The sequence below is a fragment of the Embleya scabrispora genome (assembly GCF_002024165.1).
Taxonomy (GTDB): domain Bacteria; phylum Actinomycetota; class Actinomycetes; order Streptomycetales; family Streptomycetaceae; genus Embleya; species Embleya scabrispora_A.
The window spans coordinates 1,029,513-1,046,758 of the sequence record NZ_MWQN01000003.1; the positions used below are offsets into that span (position 1 = coordinate 1,029,513).

At 73.5% G+C, this 17,246-nt stretch carries 15 protein-coding genes; 3 read left to right on the top strand and 12 right to left on the bottom strand.

What is annotated here, in order from left to right:
- The first annotated feature begins 8 nt into the window (after positions 1-8).
- The 3 genes from B4N89_RS40110 (at position 9) to B4N89_RS40120 (ending at position 3,927) form a co-directional block, all read left to right on the top strand.
- Complete coding sequence (locus tag B4N89_RS40110; protein WP_078981451.1) at positions 9-281, top strand: heavy-metal-associated domain-containing protein; 273 nt, start codon at positions 9-11, stop codon at positions 279-281.
- Positions 282-468: 187 nt separating this feature from the next.
- Positions 469-1,470, top strand: coding sequence for a hypothetical protein (locus tag B4N89_RS40115; RefSeq protein WP_078981452.1), 1,002 nt, complete (start codon positions 469-471; stop codon positions 1,468-1,470).
- A gap of 153 nt (positions 1,471-1,623) precedes the next feature.
- Positions 1,624-3,927, top strand: coding sequence for a heavy metal translocating P-type ATPase (locus tag B4N89_RS40120; protein WP_078981453.1), 2,304 nt, complete (start codon positions 1,624-1,626; stop codon positions 3,925-3,927).
- A 103-nt stretch (positions 3,928-4,030) separates the two neighbouring features.
- On the opposite strand, the gene B4N89_RS50295 is transcribed toward B4N89_RS40120, so the two are convergent.
- From B4N89_RS50295 to B4N89_RS40180, 12 genes are all read right to left on the bottom strand, one after another.
- A complete protein-coding gene (locus B4N89_RS50295) occupies positions 4,031-4,174 on the bottom strand; it encodes a hypothetical protein (RefSeq protein WP_161500975.1) in 144 nt (47 codons plus the stop codon).
- Between the two features lie 169 nt (positions 4,175-4,343).
- Positions 4,344-5,132, bottom strand: a complete 789-nt coding sequence (locus B4N89_RS40130; RefSeq protein ID WP_078981455.1) for a VOC family protein — start codon at positions 5,130-5,132, stop codon at positions 4,344-4,346.
- Between the two features lie 178 nt (positions 5,133-5,310).
- Entirely contained in the window at positions 5,311-6,906 is a 1,596-nt protein-coding gene (locus B4N89_RS40135) for an ABC transporter ATP-binding protein (protein ID WP_078981456.1), read from the bottom strand.
- Positions 6,893-7,741: an ABC transporter permease gene (locus B4N89_RS40140; protein ID WP_078981457.1), complete on the bottom strand. Its 849-nt coding sequence runs from the start codon at positions 7,739-7,741 to the stop codon at positions 6,893-6,895. The genes B4N89_RS40135 and B4N89_RS40140 overlap by 14 nt, the downstream gene beginning before the upstream one ends.
- Complete coding sequence (locus B4N89_RS40145) at positions 7,741-8,694, bottom strand: ABC transporter permease (protein WP_078981458.1); 954 nt, start codon at positions 8,692-8,694, stop codon at positions 7,741-7,743. The genes B4N89_RS40140 and B4N89_RS40145 overlap by 1 nt, the downstream gene beginning before the upstream one ends.
- Positions 8,691-10,289, bottom strand: coding sequence for an ABC transporter substrate-binding protein (locus tag B4N89_RS40150; RefSeq protein WP_078981459.1), 1,599 nt, complete (start codon positions 10,287-10,289; stop codon positions 8,691-8,693). The genes B4N89_RS40145 and B4N89_RS40150 overlap by 4 nt, the downstream gene beginning before the upstream one ends.
- Positions 10,290-10,338: 49 nt before the next feature.
- Positions 10,339-11,130, bottom strand: coding sequence for a class I SAM-dependent methyltransferase (locus B4N89_RS40155; protein WP_078981460.1), 792 nt, complete (start codon positions 11,128-11,130; stop codon positions 10,339-10,341).
- A 37-nt stretch (positions 11,131-11,167) separates the two neighbouring features.
- Positions 11,168-12,493 carry an MFS transporter gene (locus B4N89_RS40160; protein ID WP_078981643.1) on the bottom strand — a complete coding sequence of 442 codons (1,326 nt, stop codon included), beginning with the start codon at positions 12,491-12,493 and terminating at the stop codon, positions 11,168-11,170.
- Entirely contained in the window at positions 12,490-13,542 is a 1,053-nt protein-coding gene (locus B4N89_RS40165) for an enolase C-terminal domain-like protein (protein WP_078981461.1), read from the bottom strand. The genes B4N89_RS40160 and B4N89_RS40165 overlap by 4 nt, the downstream gene beginning before the upstream one ends.
- Positions 13,539-14,714 carry a PLP-dependent cysteine synthase family protein gene (locus tag B4N89_RS40170; protein WP_078981462.1) on the bottom strand — a complete coding sequence of 392 codons (1,176 nt, stop codon included), beginning with the start codon at positions 14,712-14,714 and terminating at the stop codon, positions 13,539-13,541. The genes B4N89_RS40165 and B4N89_RS40170 overlap by 4 nt, the downstream gene beginning before the upstream one ends.
- Positions 14,711-15,625: a hypothetical protein gene (locus tag B4N89_RS40175; RefSeq protein WP_235619236.1), complete on the bottom strand. Its 915-nt coding sequence runs from the start codon at positions 15,623-15,625 to the stop codon at positions 14,711-14,713. Before B4N89_RS40175 ends, B4N89_RS40170 begins: the two co-directional genes overlap by 4 nt.
- Complete coding sequence (locus tag B4N89_RS40180; RefSeq protein ID WP_078981463.1) at positions 15,622-16,911, bottom strand: ATP-grasp domain-containing protein; 1,290 nt, start codon at positions 16,909-16,911, stop codon at positions 15,622-15,624. Before B4N89_RS40180 ends, B4N89_RS40175 begins: the two co-directional genes overlap by 4 nt.
- Positions 16,912-17,246: the final 335 nt, after the last annotated feature.

A 17,246-nucleotide genomic window follows, 5' to 3' on the forward strand; every position in this document is an offset into this window, starting at 1 on the left:
GCTTCGCCATGAGCACGACCACTTCCGTCACCTCGACCTACACCGTCACCGGCATGACCTGCGGCCACTGCGTCTCCTCGGTCAAAGCCGAGGTCGGCAGGATCGACGGCGTCACGGAGGTCGCGGTCGACCTCGCGAGCGGCAAGGTGACGGTCACCTCCGACGCGGCCCTGGCCGACCCGGCCGTCGCGGCGGCGATCGACGAGGCCGGCTACGAACTGGTCGCCCCGGCAGCCGAGGCCCCCGAGGCCGGCGCGAGCTGCTGCGGCAGCTGCCACTGATCCGTCGAGGGGGCGCCGCCCGACACCGGCGCCCCCTCGACGGAGGACCTACGGCCCCGGTCGGCGACACCACCGGGCCCGCCGCGGTCCGGCGACCACCCGCCCCACCGCCTCGAACGCGGCATCCGAATCCGACGCGGTGTCGAACGCGCCATCGAGCGAACGCGCCATCGAACAGGGAGAGCCCATGAACACCGCAGTCAAGGTCGGCGCGTTCGGCGCCGGCGTCGTGCTGGCCTTCGGGGCCGCATTCGGCGTCGGCCACGCGGTCGGCCCGGTCGGCTCCGATCCCGCCCCCGCACACGGCGGCCACGGCGGCGCCCAGGCGGGCCCGTCGGGCGGCGCCCGCTCCCCCGGCGCCACACCGGCCGCCGCCGAGCTGCCCGGCGGCCTGCAGGTCTCCGACCGGGGCTACACCCTGGTCGCCCCCGCCGAGCCGCTGCCGGCCGGCACCACCACCGACTTCCGCTTCCGCGTACTCGGCCCGGACGGGCAACCGTGGACGCGCTACGACCGGGCCCACGACAAGGACCTGCACCTGATCGTGACCCGCCGCGACCTGTCCGGGTTCCAGCACGTACACCCCGTGCTCGGCGCCGACGGCACCTGGAGCGTGCCGCTCACCTTCGCGACCGCCGGCACGTACCGGATGTTCGCCGACTTCACGCCCACCGGCGACCCCGGCGGCACGCTCACCCTGGGCGCCGACGTCGTGGTGGCCGGCGACTACGCACCGGCCGCGCTGCCCGCGCCGAGCCGCACGGCCGTCGTCGACGGCTACACCGTCACCCTGACCGGCGACCTGGCCACCGGGGCATCCGCACCGCTGACCCTGAACGTGAGCAGGGACGGCCGCCCCGTCACCGACCTCCAGCCCTACCTCGGCGCCTACGGCCACCTGGTCGCGCTGCGCCAGGGCGATCTGGCCTATCTCCACGTGCACCCGCAGGGCGCGCCCGGCGACGGCAGGACCCCCGCGGGTCCCGGCATCGGCTTCCAGGCCCAGGCCCCCAGCGCGGGCAACTACCGCCTGTACCTGGACTTCCAACACGAGGGCAGGGTCCGCACCGCCGAGTTCACCGTCACGGTGGGCGCCACGACCGCACCGGCCCCGCCGCCCGCCCGGTCCGCACAGTCCACGCAGCCCAACCAGCCCAACCAGCCCGAGCACGGCGAGCACGCGCACTAGGGATGCCCGACACGTCCCCCGGTCGTGGCCGACGTTTGACGTTTTGATACCCCCCTAGGGTATAGTTGAGGCATGATCGCGGGACGGCACCGGCCGCCACCGCCCCCGGCCCCGCGACGGCCGCGCAACCACCGATCCGAACAGGAGCAGGCGATGGGTTCGACCACCGAGACCTCGACGCCGCAGGACAGCGGGCAGATCGAACTGTCGATCGGCGGCATGACCTGCGCCTCGTGCGCGATGCGCATCGAGAAGCGGCTGAACAAGCTCGACGGCGTGACCGCGACGGTCAACTACGCCACCGAGAAGGCGAAGGTCAGCTACGCCGGCGAGATCGCGCCGGCCGACCTGATCGCCCAGGTCGAGGCGGCCGGATACACGGCCGAACTCCCCGCCCCTCCCGTCACCGCCGGCCAAACCGGCGAAGCCGCGCCCGAGGCGGACCCCGAGGGCGGCCGGGTCCGCGCCCTGCGCGACCGGCTGCTGATCTCCGCCGTACTGACCGTGCCGGTGATCGCGATGGCGATGGTCCCGGCGTTGCAGTTCACCAACTGGCAGTGGTTGTCCCTCGCGCTGGCCTGGCCGGTCGTGGCCTACGGCGCGTGGCCGTTCCACAAGGCCGCCTGGACCAACCTGCGGCACGGCACCTCGACCATGGACACGCTCGTGTCGATGGGCACGCTGGCCGCGCTCGCCTGGTCGGTCTACGCACTGTTCTGGGGCAGCGCCGGCGAGCCCGGCATGACCCACGCGTTCTCCTTCGCCGTCGAACGCAGCGACGGGGCCGGAAACATCTATCTCGAGGCCGCCGCCGGGGTGACCACCTTCATCCTGGCCGGGCGCTGGTTCGAGGCCCGCGCCAAGCGCCGCTCCGGCGCCGCGCTCAAGGCCCTGCTCGAACTCGGCGCCCGCGACGTGGCGGTGTTGCGCGACGGGCGCGAGGAGCGCGTCCCGGTCGAACAGCTCGCCGTCGGCGACCTGTTCGTGGTCCGCCCCGGCGAGAAGATCGCCACCGACGGGGTGATCGAACAGGGCACCTCGGCGGTCGACGCCTCGATGCTCACCGGCGAGTCGGTCCCCGTCGAGGTCGCTCCCGGCGACACCGTCACCGGCGCCACCGTCAACGCCGGTGGCCGGCTCGTGGTCCGGACCACCCGAATCGGCGCCGACACCCAGCTCGCCCAGATGGCCCGCCTGGTCGAGGACGCGCAGAACGGCAAGGCCCGGGTGCAGCGCCTGGCCGACAAGGTCTCCGGCATCTTCGTGCCGATCGTGATCGCCCTCGCCGCCGCCACCCTCGGCTTCTGGTGGGGCACCGGCCAGGGCATCGCCGGCGCCTTCACCGCCGCCGTCGCCGTGCTGATCATCGCCTGCCCGTGCGCCCTGGGCCTGGCCACCCCGACCGCGCTGATGGTCGGCACCGGGCGCGGCGCCCAGTTGGGCATCCTGATCAAGGGCCCCGAGGTACTGGAATCCACCCGCCGTGTCGACACCGTCGTGCTCGACAAGACCGGCACCGTCACCACCGGCCGGATGACGCTCCTGGACGTGCACCTCGCCGCCGACGAGGCCGAGACCGAGGTACTGCGCCTGGCCGGCGCCCTGGAGAACGCCTCCGAGCACCCCATCGCCCAGGCCGTCGCCAAGGGCGCGACCGAGCGGGTCGGCGACCTGCCGGACCCGGAGGACTTCGCCAACGTCGAGGGGCTCGGCGTGCAGGGCATCGTCGAGGGCCACGCCGTCCTGGTCGGCCGCACCCGGCTGCTCACCGAGTGGGCGCTCGACCTCCCCGTGGAGTTGGAGCGGGCCATGACCGACGCCGAGGCGCTGGGCCGTACCGCCGTCGCGGTGGCGTGGGACGGCAAGGCCCGCGCGGTCCTGGTCGTCGCCGACGCGATCAAGCCCACCTCCGCCGAGGCCATCCGCCGCTTCCGCGAGCTGGGCCTGACCCCGATCCTGCTCACCGGCGACAACACCACGGTCGCGCACACCGTCGCCGCACAGGTCGGCATCGACCCGGAGCACGTGTTCGCCGAGGTGATGCCCAAGGACAAGGTCGACGTGGTCACCCGCCTCCAGGAGGAGGGCCGGATCGTGGCGATGGTCGGCGACGGCGTCAACGACGCCGCCGCGCTGGCCAAGGCCGACCTCGGCCTGGCCATGGGCACCGGCACCGACGTCGCCATCGAGGCCTCCGACCTCACCCTGGTACGCGGCGACCTGCGTGCCGCCGCCGACGCCATCCGCCTCGCCCGCAAGACCCTGGGCACGATCAAGTCCAACCTGTTCTGGGCCTTCGCCTACAACGTCGCCGCTCTCCCACTGGCCGCCTCCGGCCTGCTGAACCCGATGCTCGCCGGTGCCGCGATGGCCTTCAGCTCGGTCTTCGTGGTCGGCAACAGCCTGCGACTGCGCGGCTTCAAGGCCCTGGCCGACGACACCCACCCGACCCCGTAGTCCCGACTCGACAGTGCGCACGGTCCGCCCCTCACACTCCGAGGGGCGGACCGTGCGTATGCGCGACCGGCCGACTCGGGCGGGGTGCCGTAGGACAACATGGTCAGCCGGGCCGAGGCGACGTCGTCGTGAGTGTGCGGCCGCTGGGATAGGCGGCGGGCCGGGAGAACACGAACAGGTCGGTGAGGTCGAGCCGGGCGTCGTCCTTGGGAGACCGCGGGTTGGGCCCGCCGAGGTGGTGAGACATGCGCCCACCGTCGGGTACGTACGCCTCGCGGGACCGGCGGCGGCGACGCGCACCGGTGGTCACCCGTTCGGCCGCCGGATCACGCCGGCCCGCTCCACGGCACCGCCCGGCGGCGCCAACGCACGGCACCGCCCGGCGCCCGCGTAGGCCGCCGGGCGATGCCGTCGGGTCAGTACGGTGCCGGAGCGGTCGCGTTGATCACCGCGAACGCGCCGCCCTGCGGGTCCGTGACCACGGCCATCCGGCCGGCCATCATGTCGAACGGCGGCTTGAGCACATTGCCGCCGGCCCGGATCAGCGCGTCGACGACGCTGTCGGTGTCGTCGACGGAGAAATAGGTCAGCCAGTGCGACGCCGTGCCCGGCGGCAGCTGGTCGAGCCCCTGCATCCCGCCGACCACCCGCCCACCCGCGCTCAGCGAGAAGTAGCCCTCGGCCCCCTCCATCGGCGCGGCCTCCAGACCGAGCACGGCCTTGGCGAACTTCGCCGCGGCGCCCGTATCGCTGGTGTTCAGCTCGCTCCAGATTACCGAGCCGGGCTCGTTGACCACCTGCGCCCCGCCGAAGTCCCGCGCCTGCCACAGACCGAACACCGCGCCGGTGGGACCGGCGGCGACGCACATCCGGCCCAGGGTCATCACGTCCGTCGCCGGCATCATCACCTTGCCGCCGGCCCTGGTGATCTTCTCCTGCGAGGCGTCCACATCGGCGGTGGCCAGGTAGGTGGTCCACGCGGTCGGCGGGGTCGGGCCGCCGTCGGGGGACATCGCCTTCATGATGCCCGCGACGGCCTTGCCGCGGAGCGTGCACACCGCATAGCCACCGGTCTCCGGCGGGCCCACCTCGCCCTGCCAGCCGAACAGGTCGCGGTAGAAGTCCAGGGCGGCCTGCTGGTCGGGCACCATCAGGTCGACCCAACAGGGTGTGCCGGGTGTATAGGGACTGGTTACCTCGGGCATGACGGAACCTCCAGAGCCAAACGACGCCCCCGAATCCGTCGTCACTCGCCATCGTGGGCCACCCACATCGGGCCACCACCGACGCGCCGGTACCCCCCGGAGCGCGTCCGTCAACCTCCGATCGGGCCGCGTTGCCCGCTCGCCCGGCTCCGGTCGGATTCGACGCGATCGCCGGCGTTCACTCCCGGCCGCTCCGCGGGGGACCGGGAAGGTCCGTACCGGCCGGGTCGCCGTGGTCGTCTCCCCGGCGCCGTGACCCGGCACCGCCGGCCGCGCGTACCAGCCTGCGGGTGAACGTCTGTCGAGGGTCGGTCAGGATCCGCCCGGCCGGGCCCTGTTCGATCAGCCGGCCCGCGTCCAGGACCGCGATCCGGTCCGCGAGCCGTGCGGCCGCCGCCAGGTCGTGGGTGATGAACACCAGAGACAGGCCGCTGCGTTCCCGGGAACGGGCGAGCAGGTCCAGCAGCTCGACCCGGGCCGCGCCGTCCAGGCCCGAGGTGATCTCGTCGCAGACCAGCACGCCGGGTCGGGCAAGCAGTGCTCGGGCCAACGCGGCACGCTGCACCTCGCCTCCGGACAGAGCGCCCGGTCGCCGCTGCGCCACGGGCGCGGCCAGACCGAGTTCGGCCAACGTGTCCAGCGCCTGCGTCCGAGCCGCGTCCGGATGCGCCCCGCGCAGCCGCACGGCGGTTCGGGCCACCTGGTCCACGACCGGCCGTCCCTCGTCGAACGAGGCCCGTGCGTCCTGGAACACGTATTGCACGGACGCCAGTTGACCGGCGGTACGACCACGCAGCGAGCGGGGCAACGTGGTCCCCTCGAACCGGACCCGTCCTCGGTATCCGCTGTGCAGGCCCGCGAGGCAGCGTCCCAGCGTCGTTTTGCCGCTGCCCGAACGGCCCACCAGGGCCAGGCATTCGCCGGGCGCGACGGACAGGCTCACCCGATCCAGTACGCTCACCCGGCGTCGCATGCCCGCCGGGTATCCGGCCGTGAGGTCTCGAACCTCCAGCCGAACGGCGGTGTCGGGGTCCGTGTCGGTGTCGGGGTCGGTGTCGGCCCCCGGCGCCGGCGGCCGAACCTCCACCCGCTCCGGCGCCGGCAGCACCCGTGTCGGCGGCCCGAACCCGACCGGCCGCCCATCGGCCAACATCACCGCCTCGTCCGCGATTCGGCGCACCACGTCGAGGTCGTGGCTGAGCAACAACACCGCGATCCCCTCCCCGGCCAGGGCCGCCAGCCGCTCCACGACACCCTGCTTGGTCAGCGCGTCCTGTCCCGTGGTCGGCTCGTCGGCGACCACGACCCGCGCTCCGAGCAGCAACGCCTGGGCCACCACGACACGTTGCTGCTGCCCGCCGGAGAGCTGATGCGGGAAGCGCCGTACGACCTCTTCCGGGTGCTCGATCCGCGCCGCCCGCAACGCCGCGTCCACCGCTGCCCGGCGCGAACCCCGGCCCCGCGCGCGTGTCCGCGCGATGTCCCGCAACAACACGCCGACCCGACGCACCGGGTTGAGCACCGTGCCGGGATGTTGCGGGACGTACCCGACCGCTCCCCCGCCCACGACCCGTACCTCGCCCGTCACCCGGGCGCCGGGCGGGAATTCGCCGAGCAGCGCCAGCGCGGTGGTGGTCTTGCCGCTGCCCGACGACCCCACCAGCGCGGTGATCCGCCCGGCCCGCAGGGTCAGATCCACCCCGTCCACGATCGTCCGACCACCCGCCTCCACCCGCAACGCGCGGACGACCGCCACGGGTTCAGCGTCGTTCATCGTTCCTCCCCCGCCCGCCCGGCGGCGTCCGCAGAGCCGTGTCGAACGCCAGATTCGTGCCCATCGACAGCGCCACGATCAGCGCCGCCGGTACTCCCACGGCCCACGGCTGAAGGAACAGACCGGGCCGGTTGCGGTCCACCATCACCGCCCAGTCGGCGGCGTCCGGGGCCACGCCCACGCCCAGGAACGCGGCGGTCGCCACCAGGTACAGCGCACTCGCGAGCCGGGTCCCCGCGTCGGCGGCCAGCGTGCGCCGGATCGCCCGCAGCGGGTAGCCGACGGTGATCCGCCACCAGGACTCGCCCTGCATCCGCAGCGCCTCGACGGCGGGTCGCGCCGCCACCTCGGTGCCCGCCGCGGCCACCACCCGTGCGGCGTCCGGCATCGCCACCAGGGCGATCACCGGGACCAGTTCGGCCGGTCCCGGCCGAAACAGCGCGGCCACGAGCAGCACGACGAGCAGTGACGGCACCGCGATCAGCACGTCCAGCGGCCGCATCAGCGCCTCGGCCACCCATCCGCGCCGCGTCGCCGCGGCGGCCAGCCCGAGCGGCACCGCCACCACGTAGGCCAGGACCGTCGCGGCCACCGCCACCAACACCACCGATCGCCCGCCGAGCAACACCTGCCGCCACACGTCGCGTCCGGCGAAGTCGGTGCCCAGCCAATGCCCTTCGCCGGCGCTGAACGACACCGCCCGCGGCTGCACCGGTCCCGCGAACTCCGGCCCGATCAACGCGATGAGCAGCGGCAGCCCGATCAACCCGAGCGCCACCGCATACCGCCGGCCGGCCCGCTCGCCCCGCCTAGGCCTTTCGGGAGTCGAGTTCACTACGCCGCCACCTCCACGCGTGGCGCCAGCCGCAACGTCACAAGGTCGGCGACGAGGTTGACCGAAACGGTCACCACACCGAACACCAGCGCCAGCCCCTGGATCACCGGGATGTCGCGGGCGGCGACCGCGTCCACCAGCACGGTGCCGAGTCCGGGGATCACGAACAGCGCCTCGACCACGATCACGCCGCCCAGCAACCAGTCGCAGGTACGGGCGAGTTGCTGGCTCGCGGGGGCAAGGGCGTTCGGCAGCGCATGCGTCCAGCACACCCGGGCACCGGACAGGCCCTGCCGTCGCGCGTGTGCCACGTACGGCGACGCCATCGCCTCGATCATGCCCGCCCGCACCAGCCGGGCGATCGTACACACCGGCCGGGACAGCAGCACCACCACCGGCAGCACCAGCACTGCCGGACGGCCGAGCAGATCACCGTCGGTGCCCACCGCCGTCGGCGGCAACCACCGCAGTTCCAGCGCGAACAGCGTGACCAGCAACACTCCGAGCGCGAACTCCGGAACCGCGTGCACCGCCGCCGTCAGCGCGCTGATCAGGCGATCCACCGGACCACCCTCGCGCCGCGCGGCGAGCACCCCCAGACCCACCGACAGCGGCACGAGCAGCACGACCGTGACCCCGGCCAGTACCAGCGTCGGGCCGAACCCGTCGGCGAGCAGGTCGGCGACCGGCCGGCCCGAGACCAGCGAGGTGCCCAGGTCACCGTGCGCCAGACGCTCGATCCAGGCGCCGAGCCGCCCACCGACCGAACGATCCAGACCCATCGACTCCCGGATCCGCGCGATCCGTTCCGGGTCGGGCTGGTCGCCCGCCAGGGCCACCGCCGCGTCCCCGGGCAGCGCCTCGGTCAACGCGAAGATCAGCACCACCACGGCCGCGATCTGGACCGGACCGAGCAGCAGTCGGCGTGCCGGGCGGCCACGATCCGCGCTCACCCGAGCCAGACCTTGTCGAATCGGGCCCAGTCCAGCGTATTGGCGGGCGCGTTCGTCGCCACCCCGCGCACCCGGTTCGCGGTGGCCACGATCCAGTCCGCGAAGCCCCAGATCAAGAACCCGCCCTCATCGTGGAGGCGGCGCTGCATGCGCTCGTACAGCGCGGTGCGCGACGCCTCGTCGGGGGTGGACTGGATCTGCCGGTACAACTCGTCGAAGTCCCGGTCCCGCCAGTGTGTGGCGTTGGTGGTGGATCCGGTCAACAGCCGCTGGGAGACGTGCGATTCGATCGGCATCGCGCCCGAGCGGTAGGACGCGAGGGTGCCGGAGGTGAGGATGTCCTTCCAGTAGGTGTCCTTGTTGCCGATCCGCACCTGCACGGTGACCCCGGCCTTTGCCGCCTGTTCCTTGAAGATCCCCGCGGCCTCGACGAATCCGGTGGCGGCGGGCGCGGTGTCCAGGGTGACCGTCAATCCCTCGGCACCGGCCTCGCGCAGCAGCGCCCGGGCCCGGGCCAGGTCCTGGGTGCGCTGCGGCAGGCTCGCCGCGTAGTAGCGATATCCCTTGCCGAACAGGTCGTTGCCCACCTCTCCGGCTCCCGACAGCGCCCCGTCCACCAGTTCTCGACGGTCGGCGATCAGGCAGAACGCCTGCCGGACGCGCCGGTCGTCGAACGGCGGCCGATCGGTCTTCATCACGAAGCCCTGCATCGCGCTGTTCCGCAGCCGCAGCACGGTGATCCGCCCCCGGCCCTCGTGCACCCGCGCGGTGGCCGGGTTCAACTCGTGCGCGTACTCGACCTGACCGCCGAGCAGCGCGTTGGTCCGCGCCGACTCCTCGCCCGCGATCACGAACTCCAGTTCGTCCAGGTGCGGACCGCCGTCCCAGTAGCCGTCGTTGCGCCGCAGCAGCAGCGAACTCCCGGGTTTGAACGACCCGAACACGAACGGCCCCGATCCCACGGGCCGCTCGAAGGAGTCCGCACCGGCGGGCACGATATAGGCGCCGAAAGCCGCGAGCACGTTGGGGAACTCGGCATAGGGCAGCTTGAGCCGGAATTCCACCGTGGCCGGGTCGACCACCCGGCTCGCGGCATGGTCGATCGACTCCAGCGCGGCCTTGGCCCGAAACGCCCGCGCGGGGTCGGCGATCCGGCGGAAGCTGTACAGCACGTCCTCGGCGGTCACCGGCCGGCCGTCGTGGAAGGTCGCCGGGCGCAGCCGCACCCGCCAGGTGTCCAGCGTCGCGTTCGGCTCCCACCCGGCGGCGAGTCGGGGTACCGGGGCCAGGTCCGCGCCGTAGTCGGCGAGCTTGTCGAACAGCGCCTTGGCCCGGGCCACGTCGACGAACAGATTGGCCAGGTGCGGATCCAGCGTCTCGTTGGCGCCGCCGCCCGGGAAGGCCGCCCGCAACCGCCCGCCGCGCCTCGGGGTTCCCTCGCCCGGCGTACCGGCGCGCGCCCCGGGCTCGGCCGTGCCGCCGGTGCAGCCCACCGCCAGGGTGAGCGCGGCGACGCCCCCGGCGGTCAGGAAGGCCCGGCGTGAGGTGCCGGCGCGGGATGCGCCGAGGGGTATGCGGGGGTGGATCCGGCTCATGGGTCGTTCTCTCCGTGTCGGCGGTGGGAATGGGCGAGGTGGTGCCGGGTCAGCGGCGGCGGGCGACCACGTGCATGCGGTCGCCGTGCCCGGTCGTGGCGGACGGGGCGCCCTCGGTCCAGGGCGGGTCGGTACGCGGTCCCGGGCGGTCGTGGAGGTCGAGCACGTCGAAGCCGGCGACGTCGAGGAAGTAGCCCAGCTCGCGGGGGAACAGCAGCCGCCACGCGGAGAGTTGCACCCGGGCCGGCACTCCGTCGTTCGACGTCCATTCCCGTCGCCGGCGCAGCAGTTGGGCTCTGTGGTCGATCCACAGGGTGGTGCGCGAGGTGTAGGTGACCCCGGCGCGCACGACGGTGTCGGTACGGGGTTCGGTTTCGGGGCGGGCACCCTCGGCGCCCTGCAGAAAATAGGCGCCGTTGCGCAGCTCGGCGACGAACAGGCCGCCGGGCACGAGGTGTTGCCGACACCGGTCGAGGAACGCCGCGAGGTCGGTGTTCTCGTGGCAGTACAGGAGCGCGCTGTCCAGGCAGACCACGGCGTCGAAGACGCGGCCGAGGTCGAAGTCGCGCATGTCGGCGAGGCGGTAGTCCGGGCCGGGGTGGTGGGTGCGGGCGTGGCGCACCATCGCCGCCGAGGTGTCGATGCCGATCACCTCGCGGCCGGCGTGCGCCTGCAACCAGGCCGCGTCGCGTCCGGTGCCGCACCCCACGTCCAGCACGCGCGGCCCGGCGCCGTGGCGCCGCAGGGTCGCGTCGGTCCACCGGGCGGCGAGCCGGCCGGGGTCGGGGAAGCGGCGTTCGTAGAGTTCGGGGGTATCGGTCAGGAGGTTGCGGGTATTCACGTCGGTTCGCTCTCGGCTTCGTACTGGTCGCGGATGCTCATCGGGGCGGGTTCTCGGCCGCGCGGCGGTCGGCCCCGGGGTGGTCGGGGGTACGCGGCGCCGCGGCCGGCTCGGCGGCGGCGGTTCCGGGCGGGATCGGCGGCAGCGTCCCGCCCCGGCGCAGCCATCCCATCGCCGAGGCCGACACCAGGCCGAGGAGCGCGCAGCAGGCCCACGGCAACCACGCCCGGCCGCTGTCCGAACCGGTGTCCATCGCCCAGCCGATCCCGGCGTTCCCGGCCGCCGCGGCGATGCCGGACGCCGCGTAGAACAACCCGAAGCAGGTGCCGGTCAAGCGGTCCGGGCCGAAGGCGGGAACCAGTTCGAGCACGAACGGCTGGGCGATCATCACGCCCAGATGCAGCAGCAGGGCGGCGACGATCAGCGGCACCATCCGCACCACCGCGTCCAAGGTCCCGTCCGGGCCGGCGCCGCCGGCGACCACCATCGGCGGCAGAAAGGCCAGGCCCGTCACGACCGTTCCGATCGTGATCCACCGCGTCCGGTCGCCGCGGGTCTGGAGGAGGCGGGTGATCCGCAGTTGCAGCAGCAGGTTGGCGACCGTCCCGGTGAGGAACAGCAGCCCGACCGCGGCCTCCTGGCCGGTCGCGTGCCGAACCCCGTCCGGGAGCAGCAGATACAGCTGCGTTTCCAGGCCGTACAGCCCGGCCATCGCGATCGAGAACGCCACGAAGGCGCGGTTGCCCACGACTTCGCGCCAGTCGGCGATCACCGACCGCTCCGGCGCGGGCACCGGACGCGCCGGCAGGACGAGCGCCTGGGCGATCGTCAGCGCCGCGAACAGCACGGCCGCGGTCAGTGCGGCGGCGGTGAAGTCGACCAGGAGCAGCAGGCTGCCGAGCAGCGGGCCGAGCAGGGCGCCGGTGGTGGCGAAGACGTTGAACAGGGCGAACGCCTCGGCCCGGCGCGGTCCCGCCTCACGGGCGAGGTAGGTGCGCACCGCCGGGTTGAACAGCGCGCCGGCCAGTCCGCTGAGCAGCGCGGCGGCCAGCAGTACCGGCAGTCCGTCGCCCAGCGCGAAGAGCCCGAACCCCACGGTGCGCAGCGCACATCCGGCGATGATCACGCCGCGCGCGCCGAGCCGGTCGGCGGCGGATCCGCCGAGGATGAACAGGCCCTGCTGCGCGAGGTTGCGCACGCCCAGGACGATTCCGACGACGGCGGCGGACATTCCCAGGTCGTCGGTGAGGTGCGTGGCCAGATACGGGATCAGCAGGTAGAAGCCGGTGTTCACGCCGAGCTGGTTGACCAGCAACAGCCGCACCGCGAGCGGGAATTCGCGCACCGCGCGAAGTGTCCTCATCGGTCGGCCCCGATCGTGCGCCGCACGCCGAGCCCGGGCGTGTGTGCGGCGGCGCGCACCGTGCCGTCGGTGCCGCCCACGCCGGTCCACGGATCGTGCGCGAGCAGCAGATGCCCGTCCAGGTCGACCCAGCGGGCCCGGTCGACGAGGTGTACGGCGGGCGCGATGCCGAGCGAACTGCCGGTCAGGCAGCCGAACATGATCTCGGTACCGCTGCCGCGCAGTTCCTCGACGAGCCGCGACGCCGCGCGCGGACCGCCGCATTCGGCGAGTTTGAGGTTGACCCCGGGAATCCGTCCCGCCAGTCGCAGTACGTCCTCACGGGTGACCGCGTCCTCGTCGGCGATCACCGGAATCGGCGCGTGCCGGGCGATCCGCGCCAGCACATCGGGCCGCCCGGCGGCGATCGGCTGCTCCACCGCCTCGACTCCGAGAAGGGCGAATCGCGGCAGCAGTTCCAGTGTCCGTGCCTCGCTCCACGCGCCGTTGGGATCGAGCAGCAGCCGCGCGTCCGGCACCGCGTCGCGCACGGCCGCGACCCGGGCCAGATCGTGCGCCGGATCGGGCGCACCGGCCTTCACCTTGAGCACGGTGAACCCGAGTCCGGCCCACCGTGTCGCCGCGTGGGCCGCGTGCTCGATCCCGCCGAGCCCGATGGTCCTGGCGGTCACCGCGACGGGCGCCCGTTCGGCGCCCAGCAGCCGATGTACGGGCCGCCCGGCACGCTTGCCCACCAGGTCGAGCAACGCCGCGTCGAGCGCGGCCCGCACCCCGAGCGGCAGCCCGCTCGGTCCGGTTCCGGCCAACTCCCTCGAAGCACTCTCCGGTTCGCCGAACCGCCCCAGCCACGGCCGAGCCACCCGCGCCAGCGCCGCCCCGATGTCATCGGCCGCCAGCCCCAGTCGAGTGCTGCCCAGCGCCTCACCCCACCCGTGCGTGCCCTCGTGCTCGACACGCACCCAGACGGCATCGCGCCCGGCCATCACCGACCGCGAAATGCGCAACGGCTCGGCCAGTTCGAGCCGGGTGGTCTGCCATGTGAGCCTCATGCGGACCCCGATATGGAGGTCTCGGGCGTGCTCGCCACGCGGGGCACGGGCACGGCGGCCGACGCGGGCGCGTGTTCCCGCGCCGACGGCCCCGGGCCGCCCGGCGTGCGCGCGACTGTCCGACAGCGCGCCCAGCCGCCGACCTCGACGATCCCCGGGTCCAGGATCTCCACCGGGTGTGTGGGCACGCGCACGCCGTCGAGGCCGTGCGCGGCGCAGAACGCGTCGTCGTAGACGGTGCCCAGGTACCGGTGCGGGCCGTCCGGGAAGATGGTGGCCACGGTCGTGCCGGGGTGGACCCGGGCCGCCCACGCGGCGACCAGGGCGACCGCGCCGGTGCTCCAGCCGCCGCTGACGAAGCTGCCCCGGGCCAGCCGACGGCATGCGTCGACGGCGGCGGCCGGGCCGACCCAGTGCACCTCGTCGAACGCGTGGTGGGCGACGTTGCGCGGCCGGATGCTGCTGCCGAGGCCGCGCATCAGGCGTGGTCGGGCGGGCTGGCCGAAGATGGTCGAGCCGACCGAGTCGACGCCGATCACGGTCAGCGCCGGCCAGCGCCGGCGCAGCGGCCCGATCAGTCCGGCGCTGTGCCCGCCGGTGCCCACGCTGCACACCAGGATGTCCACGTGGTCGAGCTGATCGACGAGTTCGGCCGCCATCGACGCGTAGCCCGCCGGGTTGTCGGGGTTGTTGTACTGGTCCGGCCAATAGGCGCCGGGGATGCCGCGCAGGATCTCGCGCAACCGGGCGAGTCGGGCGGCCTGCCAGCCGCCGACCGCCGCCGGTTGTTCCACCAGGTCCAATTCGGCGCCGTGCGCGCGCAACAACTGCCGCATGGACGGTTCGAGTTCGCGGTCGCCGACGAGCCGGACCGGATGGCCGAGGGCCTGGCCGGCGAAGGCCAGGCCGATGCCCAGCGTGCCCGAGGTGGACTCGACCACGAGCGCGCCCGGGCGCAGTTCGCCGCGTCGGCGGGCGCCGCGCAGCATCGACACGGCGGCCCGCGCCTTCATGCCGCCCGCGCCCAGGTATTCGAGCTTGGCCCAAAACCCCGGGTGCGGGCAGGGCAGTTCGATGCCCACGCGGACCACGGGGGTGTGGCCGAGCAGCGCCAGCAGGTCGGGGTTGGCACCGGTCGAACCGGCGGCGCGCGGAAACGGGACGGTGTTCACGCGGCACCTCCGGATCGACGCGCCGCACTCGCACCCTCGGCCCGGCGCACCGCGCCCGGATCTCCGGACCGGCGCCCGGCACTCGGCCCGCCGTAGCGGTGGACCACACCGGGGCCGCCGTCCAGCCAGAAGAACGGATAGGGCTCGGCGCACACCGCGCTCACCCCCGCGCCGACGAAGTGCGGCAGGATCGCGCTGCCGGTCTGGGCGAACATCACCAGCGGCTTGCCGGTGCTCGCGGCGTGGACGCGCAGCGGCTCGAAGGTGTCGTTGCCCAGCGTCATGCCGGAGGCCAGGATCGCGTCGCAGCGGTCCAGTTCGGCTTCGGCGTCGCGGCGGATCTCCTCGCCCCATTCGGTGCGCCCACCCGCGAAATCGCACGGCACGCAGCCGATTCCGAGCGTGCGCAGCCGCTCCAGCAGCGAATTGACCACGCCCACGACCAGTACGGTGCGCACCCGCTCCGGCGGCAGCAGGTCGACCACGGCGCGGGCGCGGGCCCGGGACTTGGTCAGCGAGCTCCCGGCCGGCAGCGGGTACGCCCTGGCGCCGTGCTCGGGGCCGTGCGGGCGGGCCCGCATCAGGTGGGCGTCCAGGGCGGCGATCCGGACCGGCGCGAGCGGATGCGCCAGCAGGTCGGCGACGCGGGCCCCGACGCAGTCGTCGATGGTGTCGGCGGGCAGCGTGCCCGGTTCGGCGCCACACGAGCCGACCACCGCGCCCAATCGCACACTCAGCACCTCGTTGCGGTAGCCGGTGGCGCGTTCCGCGTGCCGGACGGCCTGCACGGTGCGAAAGGCGGTGCTCACCCGCTCCTGGTTCGGGTCGGCCCCGAACTCCCCGGCGCGGACCCGGACGAGCAGTTCGTCGAGGGTGCCCGGGGGCTTGGGCACGGATCGCGGCCGGCTCACCCGGACACCGCCGACACGGCCGCGTAGCGGGGGCGCAGCCGACCCAGCATGCGCTCGGCCGACTCGCGCGCCCCGGCGCCCCGGGAGGCGGTCAGCACGTGGCCCAGGTATTCGTTGTTGCTGGTCGCGGCCCGTACCGCCCGCCCCGGTTCGGCCAGGGTCAGCTCGACCACGCCCGGCTCGCCGCGTACCGCGTCGGCGCCGTCGATGCCGGCGAGCGTACCCGTCCCGTCGGCCGACAGGTCGCGTTCGTCCGGCAGCAGCAGACCGATGGCCGCACTGCCGACGCCGGTCTCGCGCACCGTGAGGTCGGGACGCCGGCCGAGCGCGACGTCGACACAGGCCACGACCAGGTCGACGCCGGTGACGTGCCGGATCAGTTCGGTGATGCGATTGCCCGCCGGCCTGGGGTTGACCTCGATCGTTCGCGGCCCGCCGGGGGTGAGGCGGATCTCGGTGTGCGCCACGACGTGGTCCAGGCCCAGCGCCTCCACCGCGCGTACGGCGGTGTCCGCGGCGGCCCGCATCCCGTCCGGGTCCAGGGCGGCCGGGAACATGTGTCCGGTCTCCACGAACGTCGGCTCGGCGCCCAGGCTCTTGTCGGTGACGCCGACGACGTGGGTGTGCCCTGCCCGGGTGACCGTCTCGACGCTGACTTCGGGGCCGGTCAGGTATTCCTCGATCAGCACCACCGGCGCCCGGCGCTGTCCGCGCGCGTTCACCGTGAGGTCCGTGATCGCCCGCTGTGCGCGGGCCAGTTCGACCTCGTCGTGGACGACGCGGACCAACATCCCGGCGCACAGGTCCACCGGCTTGACCACGACGGGGTAGCCGATCTCGCGCGCCGCGGCACGTGCCCGCGCCCGGTCCGCGCACAGCGCGAAGCGCGGGCCGGGGACGCCGGCGTCGGCCAGGCGCAGTCGGGTCAGATCCTTGCGGCAGGCCGCCTCCACCGCCTCCGGCGCGGGAGCGGGCAGCCCGAGCCGGGCGGCGATCCGCGCGGTGGCCGGCAGGTAGTAGTCGCACGCGGACAACACCCCGTCGAACGCGAACACCTCGTGCAGTCGTTCGACCGCGGCCGGCAGTTCCGCCGCGTCGTTGGTCTCCGTCGTGACGATGTTGCGCGCGGACAACAGCGGATGCGGCGCCGCGCCGGACGTTGCGCGCAGGTAGTGGTGCAGATCCCGGGTGAGGAACGTGAACTCGTGTCCGGCCTCGTGGATCGCCCGGGGCAACAACCCGCTCATCGCCCCGACCCAGCTTTCGACAACCAACAGATGACCCACCGAACTCCCTCTCCGACCGCGGCGACGGCTCTCTCGCAGAGCATCGATCCGTCGCGACGGTATCGGGAATGGTTTTCATTTTCAATACAACATCAACGGAAGCCGTCGCCACCGGGCAGCGCTTCCGGCCCGGATCCGGCACCCGCCGACGCACACCGCACCCACCGCACCCACCGGCACCCGTCCCTCACTCCCGCGCCGAAACCACACCCGAACCGCGCTCGACATCACATCGGCACTGCCGAATCCGGGCCTCGACACCGCCGCGAAACCCCCGAACCCGGTTTCCCATGTCACAACCCGTCCGCAACACCGCACACAGAGCGGCCGATCCA

Coding starts and splice junctions, on each gene's coding strand:
- B4N89_RS40165 (WP_078981461.1), bottom strand. CDS start 13,542: ATGAGGCTCACATGGCAGACCACCCGGCTCGAACTGGCCGAGCCGTTG.
- B4N89_RS40110 (WP_078981451.1), top strand. CDS start 9: ATGAGCACGACCACTTCCGTCACCTCGACCTACACCGTCACCGGCATG.
- B4N89_RS40130 (WP_078981455.1), bottom strand. CDS start 5,132: ATGCCCGAGGTAACCAGTCCCTATACACCCGGCACACCCTGTTGGGTC.
- B4N89_RS40150 (WP_078981459.1), bottom strand. CDS start 10,289: ATGAGCCGGATCCACCCCCGCATACCCCTCGGCGCATCCCGCGCCGGC.
- B4N89_RS40115 (WP_078981452.1), top strand. CDS start 469: ATGAACACCGCAGTCAAGGTCGGCGCGTTCGGCGCCGGCGTCGTGCTG.
- B4N89_RS40135 (WP_078981456.1), bottom strand. CDS start 6,906: ATGAACGACGCTGAACCCGTGGCGGTCGTCCGCGCGTTGCGGGTGGAG.
- B4N89_RS40160 (WP_078981643.1), bottom strand. CDS start 12,493: ATGAGGACACTTCGCGCGGTGCGCGAATTCCCGCTCGCGGTGCGGCTG.
- B4N89_RS50295 (WP_161500975.1), bottom strand. CDS start 4,174: ATGTCTCACCACCTCGGCGGGCCCAACCCGCGGTCTCCCAAGGACGAC.
- B4N89_RS40120 (WP_078981453.1), top strand. CDS start 1,624: ATGGGTTCGACCACCGAGACCTCGACGCCGCAGGACAGCGGGCAGATC.